The following is a 12,951-nucleotide window of genomic DNA, read 5'->3' on the forward strand; positions in this document are numbered from 1 at the left end:
ACTGTCGGGGCGAGCGGACTCGCCGGGTGTAGACCGGTGTGCGCGAAGCGGATTGGCTGCGCGGGTGAACGCCGCGATTCTACGGTGACCGCCCCCACCGAATGCACCCCTGCCGACGAGGAGATCTACGACTACGCTTGCGTAATTGTGGAACCCCTCTACTTCTCGATCATCGGCGTGGCCCGAACCCTGTTCTTCCTCGAAGGTCTGAAGTTCACCGTCAAGGGGGCGGAGAACATCCCCGCCACCGGTGGCGCCGTGCTGGCGGTCAACCACACCGGCTACATGGACTTCACCTACGCGGGACTGCCGGTGCGCACCCCTCGTCGCTACATCAGGTTCATGGCCAAGCAGGAGGTGTTCGACAACAACATCTCCGGCCCGATCATGCGCGGTCTCAAGCACATCCCGGTCGACCGCACCGCGGGCGCCGACTCGTACAAATCAGCGGTGAAATACCTGCGCGACGGCGAACTCGTCGGCGTGTACCCCGAGGCCACGATCAGCCGCAGCTTCGAGATCAAGGAATTCAAGTCCGGCGCCGCCCGGATGGCGCTGGAAGCCGGTGTCCCGATCATCCCGATCACCATCTGGGGCGCCCAGCGCGTCTGGACCAAGGGCTTCCCCAAGCGCCTCGGCCGCACCAACACCCCCATCTCGATCGCCGTCGGCACCCCCATCCAGCCCTACGAGCCCGTCGCCGACCTCACCGCGCAGCTCCGCTCCACCATGCAGGAAATGCTCGCCGACCTGCAAAAATCCTACGAACACGAGCCCGGCGCGTACTGGGTCCCGAAACGGCTCGGTGGCAGTGCCCCGTCCCTGGAGGAGGCAACCGCGCTCGACGAAGCCGAAGCGGCCGAACGTTTCGCCCGTAAGGCCGAGAAAACGCAGGAGACCGAGAGCTGATTCAGCGCGGGATCCGGCAGCGGGTCGGTGCCGGGAGCTTGCCGCGAAGGTAGGCGGCGGGCGGCACGCCCATGAGGGTGCGGAAGTCGGCGGTGAGGTGGGACTGGTCGTAGTAGCCGGTGCTCGCCGCGAGGTGCGACCACGGGGTGTCGCCCGCATAGGCGAGCACGCGGCGCAGGCGCTGGATGCGGGCGAAGTGCTTGGGGGACAGGCCTATTCCGTCGGCGAACAGATTGCGAAGCTGGCGCTCGCTGACAGCGAGGCGCGCGGTGAGCTCGGGGAGCGCGGGCGCGTTGTCGGCGGTGAGCGCCGAGATCGCCTCGCGCAGCACGATCCGGTGCGCCCGAGCGGTCTCCGACTCCGAGACATTGTGCGGCAGCAGCTCTTCCAGGTGGGCGATCGCCATGCCGGTTGGCAGGCTCGTCAGTTCTGTCGCGAAACTGCCGAGGGGGCCGGGTAATTCGTCGAGGCGAACGACCCGGTCGGTGAGTTCGCCCGCGGTGACGCCGAGCAGCTGCCGGGTCACGCCCGGTTCCAGCCGCAGCCGCACGCATCCGGCCGGTTCCGCCGGCCTCGAGTACGACGCCTTCGTCTGCGCGCCGACCACGAAGGCGTCACCGCGACCGGACTTCTCCGTGCGCAGCACGACCGTGGTCGTCGCGACGGGTGGATGCGCGAACGGCTGAGCGAGGTCGTCGAACACGGGCGTGCTGGTGAGTTCGGTGAGCCAGGGGCGCAACGAATCCGGTGTCGTCACCAGGGTCTCGATCTGCGCCGAGGTCAGATACCGCACCCACTCGACAGTAGGCGTCGCGGGCCGGGATGTCCGTGCCGATTTCTCCTATCTTCGCAGGCAGCCCAGCGGCCAGGCTCAGCACATGATCCTGATCACCGGTGCGACAGGCACCATCGGAAGCGACATCGTTCGACAACTGGTAGCCGAGGGCGTCGCCGTCCGGGCCGCGACCCGCCACCCGGAGCGGGCCGAGTTCCCCGCCGGGGTCGAGGTGGTTCGGGTCGACTACCGCGACCCGGCGACCTTCGCGCCCGCCATGACGGATGTCGAGGCCGCGTTCCTCGTCGGGATACCCGGCCCCGACGGCACCGGCACCGATGCCGAATTGGTCGCCGCGGCGCGTGCGGCCGGCGTGCGGCGGGTGGTGAAGCTGTCCGCCGTCGGCACCGGCGACCCACTTCTCGGCGTGCCGGGTTCCTGGCACGTGCCCGGTGAACAGGCCGTCCGCGACTCCGGCCTGGAGTGGACGATCCTGCGCCCCAACACTTTCGCGTCGAACACCTTCAGCTGGATCGAGCCGCTCGGTAACGGTCACCCTGTCCCGAACCTCACCGGCGACGGCAAGCAGGCCGTGGTCGATCCGCGCGATGTCTCGGCGGTCGCCGCGGTGGCGCTGCGCTCGAGCGACCACCACGGTCACACCTTCACGCTGACCGGCCCCGAGCTCCAAACCAGCCGTGACCAGGCGGCCGTCCTCGCCGAGATCCTCGGCCGCCCGATCGCTGTCACCGATATCGCCGAAGCCGACGCCCGCGCCTTCATAGTCGCCGCGGGCCTGCCGCCCGCCTTCGTCGAGGGCTCACTGATCGGTCAGGCCTTCATCCGCGGCGGTCACAACGAGCTGATCACCGACGACATCGCCCGCGTCCTCGGCCGCCCACCCCGCGGCTACGCCACCTGGGCCGCCGACCATCGCGACGCCTTCGGCCCCGTCGGCGCGCTGCCCGCCTGACCGGGGCTCGACCGCATGACCGGTCGGCGGGGTGGGTCCGGCGCGTGGCGGCGAACCGGACCCCGCCGGCTCAGTTCATCGTCAGCAGCCACGATCCATTGCAACCCTTTTGCCTGTTCATACTGCGGTCGTAGACCCAGTCGAACCTGATCGGCGGGTTCGTCCGCACATTCCAGTTCCCGGACGGGGAGGTCACCAGCTTGCCCTTGTGCACCAGCACACCGATCTGATCGTGGTTGAACTGCCACTTCCCACCACTGGCGGGGTAGTTCAACCGCAACGTCACCCGCCCGCCGGTGTGGTTCTGCACCACCAGGCACGACCCCGGATCGGTACGGCTGACCGCGTACTCCCCGAACCCCTCGTCCTCCACGTTCTCCCCGTTGTCGGTGGCCTCCACCTGATCGGCGAAGTCGGCCTGCGCGGGCCCGGCCCCCAGCACGGTCATCGCCGTCAACGCAACGCCCGCCGCGATCATCCCCAGAGTCTTCATACCGTCTCTCCCATGATTCCCGCGGCTTCAGCCGCCCTGCGAAAAACCCTCCCCCGCAGCCTTTTCCGCATCCTTGTGACCTGCTTAACGGTGCCGGCTCGCGCCGGATCTCACCGCCGCCGCCGGTCGCGGGTGAGCCCGGATTTCGTAGTTCGGGGGGTTTCGCGCTAGAGTTCCTTCTCGCACGACGAAGTCACCGGCGGTCGCCGGTTCGGCTTCGGAAGGCACGCGGATGTGGCGCAGTGGTAGCGCATCACCTTGCCAAGGTGAGGGTCGCGAGTTCGAATCTCGTCATCCGCTCAACGAAAAGCCCGGCCATCGTGCCGGGCTTTTCTCATTGCCTGCGCCGTTCGAGGCGTTCGTGACTCAGCGGCGGCAGGAACTCGCCGATCAGGGTCCGGCGCCACCAGATCCGCTCGCGGAACAGCTCGGCGGGCGTACTGAAGTGGTATTCGTACAGCCGGGCGCGTAGGTAGTGCGGCGGTGCGTCGGGGAAGGGGCAGTGCCGCAGCAGGCGCAGGGTGTCGGGGTCATTGTCGAGCAGCCGGATGACCAGCGGCAATGCCCATGATCGCGCGTAGGCGGGGGAGAGCGCGGCGAACCACATCAGCCAGTCCAGCCGCAGGTGATACGGCGCCCACTGGCGGGGGCGATACCGCGGGTCACCCGGCTTGCCCTTGAACTCGTATTCGCGCCACACGGTCTCCGGCCCGAGGTGTGTGGCGTCGGTGCCCTCGAGGACGATCTCCTCGCGGACCCGCGTGATACTGCCGAACGCGCCATAGGTGTTGACCAGGTGCAACGGGTCGAACGAGGCATTCATCGCCTGCCGCGCGGACAGCAGGTTGCGCACCGGCCAGTAGCTCAGGACAACCACCATCGCGACGAAGGCGATGACCGCCCCGAGGAACCACGAGGGCGGCTCGGCGACCTGCGGCGCGTCCGGCAGCACCGGATACGCGCTGACGGCGGTCGTCGCCAGGAGCAGGGTCACCCAGTTCAGCCAGGCGAAATTGCCCGAGAGCACCAGCCACAACTGCGTGACGATGATGATGCCCGCCGCCACGCTCGCCACCGGCTGCGGCGCGAACAGCCCGAACGGCACGATCAGCTGGGCGACATGATTGGCGGCGACCTCCACCCGGTGCAGCGGCCTTGGCAGATGGTGGAAGAACCAGCTCAGCGGACCGGGCATGGGCTGGGTCTCGTGGTGGTAATACAGGCAGGTCAGGTCGCGCCAGCATCGATCGCCCCGCATCTTGATCAGCCCGGCCCCGAATTCCACCCGGAACAGCAGCCAGCGCGCGGCCAGCAGCACGAGCAGCGGCGGCTCGACCGTGTCGTTGCCGAGGAAGATCGCCAGGAAGCCGGCCTCGAGCAGCAACGATTCCCAGCCGAACGAGTACCAGGCCTGCCCGACATTGACGATCGACAGGTACAGCACCCACAGCGCGAACCACAGCGCCATCGCCGCCCACAGCGGCACCAGATCGGCGGCGCCCAGCGCGACAGCCACCGCGAGCACCACGCCGAACCAGGCGATACCGGCGTAGAACCGATCGGAATAGTGCAGGTGGAACAGGCTCGGTGACCGGCGGAACGGGGCCCGGGCCAGGTATCGCGGGATGGGCAGCATCCCGCGCGCACCGAGCAGTGCGCGGAACTGCAGCGCCGCCGCCAGGAACGCGAGGGCGTAGATCACCGCCAGGCCACGCTGGAAGATCAGCCTGCCCTGCCAGTACTCCGGTGCCGTGAACCACTCCATCCGTGTGCTCCCGTCCCGCAACGAAGGGGTACCCGCGATCGGTCCGGCGAAAATCTAGGGTGGCGCGAGTCCGGTGCCACCGAGCAGTGCGCCCCGCAGATCGGCTTCGTGCCAATGCTCGGCGATCCCCGGCCGCACGCGCAGGTACTCGACGACGCGATCCATGCTCCAGCCGTGGGATTCGCGCAGGCCGGTGCCGATCATCGTCAGATATCGCGCCGAAGGACGTTGCAGCGCGACAGTTTCCGGATCCCAGGGCGAAGTGAAGGTGAGAACGGGGATCCCGTCGCGCGTACCCGCGTGCACCACCGTTTCGTACCGCCCCGGCCCGAGCCGCACCGAACCTTCAGCGAGGACCGGCGCGGGATCGAAGTCCGCGGTCGGTGTTCGATACATCTCCTGCGCCAGCAGATCACCGAATTGACCGACGGTCAGCAGATACCCCCGCGCCGCCACACCGATCGGCCAATCTGCGGGCGGACGTGGGGCATAGAACCCGACCCCACCCGTCCAGACCGGGCTCTGCCAGGCGAAATACAGGCTCCCAGGCAGGTCGATCGCCGTCACCGCGGCCGGTGCGGACCGATCACGGAACCCCGGGTAGGTGTGGTCGGTCCCGGGTGGAGTGCCGCCCTCGCGGTAGTAGTCGAACCGCTCGGCGTGCAGGTTGGAGCCGTACGCGGCGTACCAGACGTGCTGAGCGGGGGTCACGGCCTCACCTCGGGTCGGTCACAGTCGGTGCGTGCGGGAAACGGATTCACGCCTGCTTTCGATTCTTCCTTCGAACGGGTCGGGAGGATTTCGAGGGGAGAAAAGATCATGAGATCAGCGATCGTGGTGGCCGCGCTGGTGGCGCTGGCGGGGGGACTCGCCGCCTGTGACAGTGACCAGGGATCGGCCGCGCAACCCGCCGTGACCCAACCCGCGGGCTCGTCCGCACCCACGGCCGAGGCCGAACCGACTGTCGGCCCCGACGTCACGGTAGCCCCCGGCCCGACCGGCCTGCCCTCCCGCGACGACGCCACCGTCGACGCCCGCGACTACCAGCAGCGCGACAACTTCTACTTCCAATCACCCACCGGCAACATCATGTGCGGCATTCTGGTCGACGCCCCGTTCGGCGTCGGTTGCCAGCTCTCGCACGCCGATGTCATTCCGCCACAACTTCCCAACTGTTCCGACGCCCCCGACCGGAAGGTCGCCGTGCACGCCGCAGGCGGCAAGTCGGAGTTCCTCTGCACCAGCCAGGGCATCTTCATCGGCGAACCGGTCGACGGCACCAACAAGGGCGGCGGCGCGACCCTGCACTACGGCGACACGCTCGTCGCCCGCGGTGTCGCCTGCACCTCCACCGAGCAGGGCGTCCGCTGCGACGCCGCGGGCCACGGCTTCTTCATCGCGGCCGACCAGCAGTACCTGTTCTGATTCCGATCACCTGGGCGACCGGAAAGAGGCGAGGTCCGGATCGCTACGGACCTCGCCTCTTGGTGTCGGCCTACTGCGCGGTCGACTTGAACCGGCGCAGGCGCAGGCTGTTGCTCACCACGAAGACCGAGCTGAACGCCATCGCGGCACCGGCCAGCATCGGGTTGAGCAGGCCCGCCATGGCCAGCGGGATCGCGGCCACGTTGTAGGCGAACGCCCAGAACAGGTTGCCCTTGATCGTGGCCAGGGTGCGCCGCGACAGGCGGATCGCGTCGGCGGCGGCGCGCAAGTCACCGCGGACGAGGGTGAGGTCGCTGGCCTCGATGGCGACGTCGGTGCCGGTGCCCATCGACAGGCCGAGGTCGGCCTGGGCCAGGGCGGCCGCGTCGTTGACGCCGTCACCGACCATGGCGACGACCTTGCCCTCGGCCTGCAGCCGCTTGACGGTCTCGACCTTGTCCTGCGGCAGCACCTCGGCGATGACCTCGTCGATGCCGACCTCGTCGCCGATGGTGCGGGCCGCGCGGGCATTGTCACCGGTGAGCAGGATCGGTGTCAGGCCGAGCTCGCGGAACTGCGCGATGGCCTGCGCCGACGTCGGTTTCACGGCATCGGCGACAACCAGCACGCCGCGCGCCTTACCGTCCCAGCCGATCGCGACCCCGGTCTTACCTGCCGATTCCGCTTCCGCCAGTGCGGTTTCCAGCTTCTCGTCGAGCGGCTGCGACCAGTCGGCCAGCAGTCGTGCCCGGCCGACGATCACCGCGTGCCCGTCGACCACGCCCTGCACGCCGAGGCCCTCGACATTGGCGAAGCCCTCCACCGAGGCCAGTGTGCCGAACTCGTCGCGTGCGCCCTTGGCGATCGCCTGTGCGATCGGGTGCTCCGACGAATCCTCCAGCGCACCAGCGAGTTCCAGCACCTTGTCACTCAGTTCGCCGTCGGCGGGGATCACGTCGAGCAGCGTCATCTTGCCGGTGGTGACGGTGCCGGTCTTGTCCAGCACGATGGTGTCGACCTTGCGGGTCGATTCCAGCACCTCGGGTCCCTTGATCAGGATGCCGAGCTGTGCGCCGCGTCCGGTGCCGACCATCAGCGCGGTCGGGGTGGCAAGGCCGAGGGCGCAGGGGCAGGCGATGATCAGCACCGCCACGCCTGCGGTGAAGGCCGCCGCGATGGAACCGCCTGTGCCGAGCCAGAATCCGAGCGTGGCGACGGCGAGCGCGATGACGATCGGGACGAAGATGCCGGAGATCTTGTCGGCCAGCCGCTGTGCCTGCGCCTTACCGGTCTGCGCGTCCTCGACGAGCTGTGCCATCTGGGCGAGTTGGGTGTCGGCGCCGATTCTGGTGGCACGCACGACGAGTCGGCCGCCGACATTCACGGTGGCGCCGGTGACGCCGTCGTCGACGCCGACCTCCACCGGCACGGACTCGCCGGTCAGCATGGACGCGTCGACCGCCGACGTGCCCTCGGTGATCACACCGTCGGTGGCGATCTTCTCGCCCGGCCGCACGATGAACTCATCACCGACGACCAACTGCTCCACCGGAATTCGCGTCTCGACCCCACCGCGCAGCACGGCGACATCCTTGGCGCCCATCTCGAGCAACGCCTTCAGCGCCGCGCCCGCGCGGCGCTTGGACCGTGCTTCGAAGTAGCGTCCGGCCAGGATGAACGTGGTCACACCCGCCGCGGCTTCGAGGTAGATGTTGCCGGAGCCGTCCATCCTGGCGACGGTGAATTCGAACGGGTGCGTCATCCCCGGCGTGCCCGCCGTGCCCCAGAACAGGGCATACAGCGACCAGCCGAGCGCGGCGAGCGTGCCCATCGACACCAGCGTGTCCATGGTGGCGGTGCCGTGCTTGAGGTTGGTCCACGCTGCCTTGTGGAAGGGCAGCGCGCCCCAGACCACGACCGGCGCGGCCAACGTGAGCGAGAGCCACTGCCAGTTGGTGAACTGCAGTGCGGGGATCATCGCCATGGCGATCACCGGGACGGTGAGGACCAGCGAGACCAGCAGGCGGGTGCGCAGCGTCGCGGTGGGGTCAGCTTCGGCGGCGGGCTCGTCGGTGGTCTCCGGCTTCTTCGGCGCGGGGAGTGCCGCGGTGTAGCCGGCTTGCTCGACGGTGGAGATCAGTTCCTCGGGGGAGACGTCACCGGTGAAGTCGACGCGTGCCTTCTCGGTCGCGTAGTTGACCGTGGCGGTGACCCCGTCGAGCTTGTTGAGCTTCTTCTCGATCCGGTTCGCGCAGGAAGCGCACGTCATGCCACCGATCACCAGTTCTACCTGGCCGGTGCCCGGTGGGTGTGTCACGGTGGTCATGGGGTGCTCCTTCGTTCCTGATAGCAATTCTTGCGCCAGAGATAGCGGGTGAAAAGGGTGGGGTCAGTGGCCGTGGCCGGGGGTGCCGTGGTCGGCGGGTGTGCTGGTTGGGGCGGGGTTGCCTGCGCCGGTGGCGTTCGGCGTGGCGACGTTCACGGTGAACTCGGCGGTGCGGACCACGCCCTGGTGCTGGAAGTCCAGGAACAGGCGGTAGTCGCCGGTGCTCGGTGCGTTCACCACGAAGTCGATGCCGGGGCCGGCGGGGGTGACCCCGTCGCCCGGTGTCCCCTCCGGGTGAACATGCAGGTAGGCGAGGTCGGCGGCACGGAGTGCGACCAGGTGACCATAGGCGCCGAGGTAGGGCTGGAGGTCGGTGACCGGTGCGCCGTTGCGGCTGACCGAGAGCGTCACCTGCGATGCCGTGCCCGGGGTGACCGTGCCGTTCAGCGCGACCGTGTACTCGCCGACCTGGGCGGTGGTGGCGGGGGCAGGGAGCGCCTGCACGTCGTAGTTGCCCGCGACCCGCAGATCGGCGCCGAGTGTCAGGTTCGACCCGCCCTCGGGGGTGAAGTCGGCATAGACCCGGTAGTCACCGCCCCGGCTGAGGTTCAGCGGAACGGTCCAGGTCCCGGCCGGATCGAGCACCGGGTGGACGTGCTGGAAGCCCGCCATGTCGCGGCGGACCACGATCAGGTGCAGGTCCTTGTCGTGGCTGTTCACGTACTTCGTGACCGGTGCGCCGTTCGCGTCGAGGATGCGAAAGCTGGTCGGCGATTGTGGGCTGGTGGTGGTGTTCGGCTTGTCCAGGGCGAGCGTGTAGCCCTGATCCGTGGCGAGCAGCCCGCCGGGTAGATCGGCGGACGGTGCCGCCGTGGTCGAGTGTTCGCCGTGCCCGGCCGGTTCGGAGGGTTCCGGACCGACCAGGGCGCCGGCCGCCAGAGCGATCCCGAAGACCGCCGCGAGGCCGAGGGTGAATCCGGCGAACTTGCCTGTTGCGTTCATCGGGATGCTCCGCTTTCAGTCTGCGAGTTGGAAGCCGGCCGCGGTGACGGCGTCGGCGAGGGCGGTGCGTTCGGGTTCGGTGCCTTCGATGGTCACCGAACCGTCGGCCAGGTCGACGTCGACACCGGTGACGCCGGGCAGGGCGCCGACCTTGTCGCGGACCTTGTTGACACAGCAACCGCAGGTCATGCCGTTGACGGTGACGGTGGTGGTGCTCATGGAACTCTCCTCGTTTCGCTCTTGATTATTACCATACCCCCCTAGGGTACTTTGTCAAACAGTCGCGTCGGCTTTGTCCGCCGCCGGGGTGCGCATGACCGCGGCGGTGATACCCGCACCGGCCAGTGCCAGTACCCCGGCCCCGAGGAAGGCCGCGGAGTAGCCGTCGGTCAGCGCCGAGGCGTCGCCGAGCTTCCCCGCGCCGAACGCGGCAGCCACCGCCGTCATCGCGGCAAGGCCGAGCGCGGAACCCACCTGGTAGCTCACGTTGACGATGCCCGAGGCGAGCCCGCCTTCCTCGGGTCGCGCCGCCGAGATGGCGGTGCCGAGCGAGGGGATGAACGCCAGCGACATACCCCCCGCGGCTATCAGCGAGGCGGGCAGCACGTCGACCCAGAAGTTGCCGGTCGGCCGCACCAGCGACATGACCCCGAGCCCGAGGCCGAGCACGATCAGGCCGGTGACGATCATCGGCTTGGCACCGAACCGCTGCATCGCCTTCGGGGCGAGCACCACCATGCCGAGCATGATCAGCGTGGTCATCGGCAGCAGTGCCGCACCCGAGGGGAACGCGCTGTACCCGAGCACCTGCTGCAGATGCAGGTTGAGGAAGAACCACATCGGCACCCACGCGGCGGCCAGCGCGAACTGCGCGAAGTTGGCAGCGGCGAGGTTCGGTGCGCGGAAGATGCTCAGCCGCATGAGCGGCTCGTTGCGCCGGGACTGGATGGCGACGAAGCCGGCCAGCAGTGCGGCGGCCAGGGCCAGCACACCCAAGGTCTCACCCGACGCCCAACCGACCTCCGGTGCCTGCACGATCGCGTACACCGCGGCCGCCAAACCGGCTGTCACAGTGACGGATCCGGCGATATCGATGGATCCCTTCCTGGCCGGTGCGGCGGGCATCAGCAGTGGCACGGCGATCAGCGCGAGCACCGCGATCGGAATGTTGATGTAGAAGACCCAGGGCCAGCTGATGTATTCGGTGATCACGCCACCGAGGAACACGCCTGCGGTACCACCCGCGGGTGCGGCCGCGCCATATACGGCGAGCGCCTTGGTGAGTTCCTTCGGTGAGCCGCCGAACAGCATCATCAGCAGGGTGAGCGCGGAAGGTGCGATCAGCGCCGCGCCACCGCCTTGGATCGCCCGCCCCGCCAGCTCGACGCCGACATTGCCCGCGGCACCGGCGATGACGGAGCCGATGCCCAGTACCACCCACCCCGCGGCGAATACCCGGCGAGCGCCGAGCAGGTCGGAGAGCCTGCCACCGAGCAGCAGCAGGCCGCCGAAGGCAACCACGTAGGCGTTGAACACCCACGTCAGATTCCCCGGCGTGAACCCGAGCTCGGCCTGCATCTTCGGCAGCGCGATCCCGATGATCGAAGTGTCCATGATGACCATGAACTGCGCGGCGGCGATCACCGCCAGCGCCCACCACTTCCGGGTGGATTGCGATTGCGTAGTCACGACTTTCGTCCTTTCGAGCGGAATGCATCTCGTGTGCTCGGTACCATACCCCCCTAGGGTATTAACTTGTCAAGCAAAAACCCGGCTCGCGTGACGATGCGAGCCGGGTCGGAGTGCTGCCCGGAACTAGTCGGCGTGAAGGTTGCGCGCCGTGGGGGAGGTCGGAGTCGTGGCGGGGTCCGGGGCGGTGCCGAGTACGCGGTCGGCGGTGCCGGAGGTGGTCACGGTGAACCAGTAGTGCTCGTTCTTGTAGTGGTGATGGCGGTGGTTGCGCCAAATAGCCCGGTACAGCGCATGTTGGGGCTTGTAGTCGGTGTGAATCAGGTAGTGGGTCCACTCGTAGAGCAGGCCGAGTGTGGTGATGGTCAGCAGGAAGGTGAGTCCGAGGCCTGTGCGAGGGAAGGCAAGTAGGGCGATCGCGACCAGGGCGACGATGGTGAGCAACAGCGACTTCGGCGGAATGAAGATCAGTGGGATGTCACGGGGGTCGACGTGGTGCTCGCGGTGTTTGCGGGCCAGCTCGCTGTCGATGGTCAGGGGTCCGAGATGCCTTGGTCGCCAGTGCAACACGGTGACGTGGATGATCCACTCGATGAGCGGGAACATGGCCGCGATCACCACCGGGACCATGGCGTCGGTGAGCTGCCAATCACCGACCGCGAATCGGGCTGCCAGCGTGGCGACGAATACCGTGGCGATCATCCACGGAGACGGATGCCGAAGGAATTCGTGCGCCGCCGCGCGCAACGTCAAGCTGCGGCGGACCGTGCGGGCGGAGTGCGACGTCGTTGTCGGACGGTCATTCATCATGGTGTTTCCTCGGGTGGATCATGCCCCGTCGAGGGCGGAGATGAGGGCGGTGGTCGCCGGCTCGAGCAGTGCTCGGGCGGTGTCGGCGGCCCGTTCCGGCTCGCCCGCGGCGATCGCGGCGGCCAGGTCTCGATAGGCGTCGGCGTTGCCCACCTCGGCGGACATGATCGGCGCCAGCGCGGCCAATGCGGGTTCATAGGCGGCGCGCAGCATGGAATACATCAGCCGAAAGGCGATCGAATCGGCGAGATCGAGGATGTGGTCCCAGAATTCGAGCGCTATCCGCTGCTGGAGCAGTGGATCCGATTCGGCGGCAAGCGAATCGGCGGATTCGCCCAGCAGCGCCAATTCGCCCTCGATCCGCGGCTCGACGGCCCCCCGCGATCGAACCCGCGCGGCGGCGAGCTCGGCGATCTTCGGCCCGTTGTGCAACCGCGCCTCGAGAATGCTGCGAGCCACCGCCGGATCGATGGAATCCCCCCGGAGCAACAGTCGCGGCAGCACCTCCAGCCCAGCGCTGCGCCGATAATCGAGCACAGTCGTCGCCTCGCCTTGCCGCACGGCAACCAGCCCCGCCGCCGCCAACCGCTGCAACGCCTCCCGTACCGCGGGCCGTGATACCCCCAACGCCTCGGCCAACTGCCGCTCACTCGGCAACGTGCTGCCCACCGCCAACTCCCCACCCAGCACCTCGGCGGCGATCTGCTCGAACACATCACCGGAAACCGACCGCTTCACCACAGGAGTCCACGCCATACCCCCATCGTGCCGCGAATAGGTCAGG

At 68.2% G+C, this 12,951-nt stretch carries 13 protein-coding genes and 1 tRNA gene; 4 read left to right on the forward strand and 10 right to left on the reverse strand.

What is annotated here, in order from left to right; all coding sequences use genetic code 11:
• Positions 1-147 precede the first annotated feature (147 nt).
• Positions 148-909 (forward strand): lysophospholipid acyltransferase family protein, encoded by a 762-nt coding sequence (locus tag ACQHI0_RS28925; RefSeq protein WP_427909339.1) that lies wholly within the window; start codon positions 148-150, stop codon positions 907-909.
• 1 nt (position 910) lies between these two features.
• Here ACQHI0_RS28925 and ACQHI0_RS28930 read toward each other — a convergent pair whose 3' ends face one another.
• Positions 911-1,702, reverse strand: a complete 792-nt coding sequence (locus ACQHI0_RS28930; protein ID WP_427904918.1) for a helix-turn-helix domain-containing protein — start codon at positions 1,700-1,702, stop codon at positions 911-913.
• Between the two features lie 85 nt (positions 1,703-1,787).
• Here ACQHI0_RS28930 and ACQHI0_RS28935 point away from each other — a divergent pair, with 85 nt between their 5' ends.
• A complete protein-coding gene (locus ACQHI0_RS28935; RefSeq protein ID WP_427904919.1) occupies positions 1,788-2,657 on the forward strand; it encodes an NAD(P)H-binding protein in 870 nt (289 codons plus the stop codon).
• A 70-nt stretch (positions 2,658-2,727) separates the two neighbouring features.
• On the opposite strand, the gene ACQHI0_RS28940 is transcribed toward ACQHI0_RS28935, so the two are convergent.
• Positions 2,728-3,150: a hypothetical protein gene (locus tag ACQHI0_RS28940; protein ID WP_427904920.1), complete on the reverse strand. Its 423-nt coding sequence runs from the start codon at positions 3,148-3,150 to the stop codon at positions 2,728-2,730.
• A gap of 228 nt (positions 3,151-3,378) precedes the next feature.
• Here ACQHI0_RS28940 and ACQHI0_RS28945 point away from each other — a divergent pair.
• Positions 3,379-3,450, forward strand: a tRNA-Gly gene (locus ACQHI0_RS28945).
• A gap of 34 nt (positions 3,451-3,484) precedes the next feature.
• Here ACQHI0_RS28945 and ACQHI0_RS28950 read toward each other — a convergent pair.
• Both ACQHI0_RS28950 and ACQHI0_RS28955 read right to left on the reverse strand, forming a co-directional pair.
• Positions 3,485-4,915: a lipase maturation factor family protein gene (locus ACQHI0_RS28950; RefSeq protein WP_427904921.1), complete on the reverse strand. Its 1,431-nt coding sequence runs from the start codon at positions 4,913-4,915 to the stop codon at positions 3,485-3,487.
• Between the two features lie 54 nt (positions 4,916-4,969).
• Positions 4,970-5,626: a histone deacetylase gene (locus tag ACQHI0_RS28955; RefSeq protein ID WP_427904922.1), complete on the reverse strand. Its 657-nt coding sequence runs from the start codon at positions 5,624-5,626 to the stop codon at positions 4,970-4,972.
• A 108-nt stretch (positions 5,627-5,734) separates the two neighbouring features.
• Here ACQHI0_RS28955 and ACQHI0_RS28960 point away from each other — a divergent pair, with 108 nt between their 5' ends.
• Positions 5,735-6,340, forward strand: coding sequence for a DUF6636 domain-containing protein (locus tag ACQHI0_RS28960; protein ID WP_427904923.1), 606 nt, complete (start codon positions 5,735-5,737; stop codon positions 6,338-6,340).
• Positions 6,341-6,410: 70 nt separating this feature from the next.
• Here ACQHI0_RS28960 and ACQHI0_RS28965 read toward each other — a convergent pair whose 3' ends face one another.
• The 6 genes from ACQHI0_RS28965 to ACQHI0_RS28990 all read right to left on the reverse strand — a co-directional run bounded on the left by ACQHI0_RS28965 (position 6,411) and on the right by ACQHI0_RS28990 (position 12,923).
• Positions 6,411-8,666 (reverse strand): heavy metal translocating P-type ATPase, encoded by a 2,256-nt coding sequence (locus ACQHI0_RS28965; RefSeq protein ID WP_427904924.1) that lies wholly within the window; start codon positions 8,664-8,666, stop codon positions 6,411-6,413.
• A gap of 63 nt (positions 8,667-8,729) precedes the next feature.
• Positions 8,730-9,668, reverse strand: coding sequence for a hypothetical protein (locus ACQHI0_RS28970; protein ID WP_427904925.1), 939 nt, complete (start codon positions 9,666-9,668; stop codon positions 8,730-8,732).
• Positions 9,669-9,683: 15 nt separating this feature from the next.
• Entirely contained in the window at positions 9,684-9,887 is a 204-nt protein-coding gene (locus ACQHI0_RS28975) for a heavy-metal-associated domain-containing protein (RefSeq protein ID WP_427904926.1), read from the reverse strand.
• A 54-nt stretch (positions 9,888-9,941) separates the two neighbouring features.
• Positions 9,942-11,357, reverse strand: a complete 1,416-nt coding sequence (locus tag ACQHI0_RS28980) for an MFS transporter (protein ID WP_427904927.1) — start codon at positions 11,355-11,357, stop codon at positions 9,942-9,944.
• A gap of 126 nt (positions 11,358-11,483) precedes the next feature.
• Complete coding sequence (locus ACQHI0_RS28985) at positions 11,484-12,167, reverse strand: sterol desaturase family protein (protein ID WP_427904928.1); 684 nt, start codon at positions 12,165-12,167, stop codon at positions 11,484-11,486.
• An 18-nt stretch (positions 12,168-12,185) separates the two neighbouring features.
• A complete protein-coding gene (locus ACQHI0_RS28990; RefSeq protein ID WP_427904929.1) occupies positions 12,186-12,923 on the reverse strand; it encodes a FadR/GntR family transcriptional regulator in 738 nt (245 codons plus the stop codon).
• Between the last annotated feature and the right edge of the window lie 28 nt (positions 12,924-12,951).

The organism is Nocardia sp. FBN12, assembly GCF_050320175.1.
In the GTDB taxonomy this organism is placed as follows: Bacteria; Actinomycetota; Actinomycetes; order Mycobacteriales; family Mycobacteriaceae; genus Nocardia.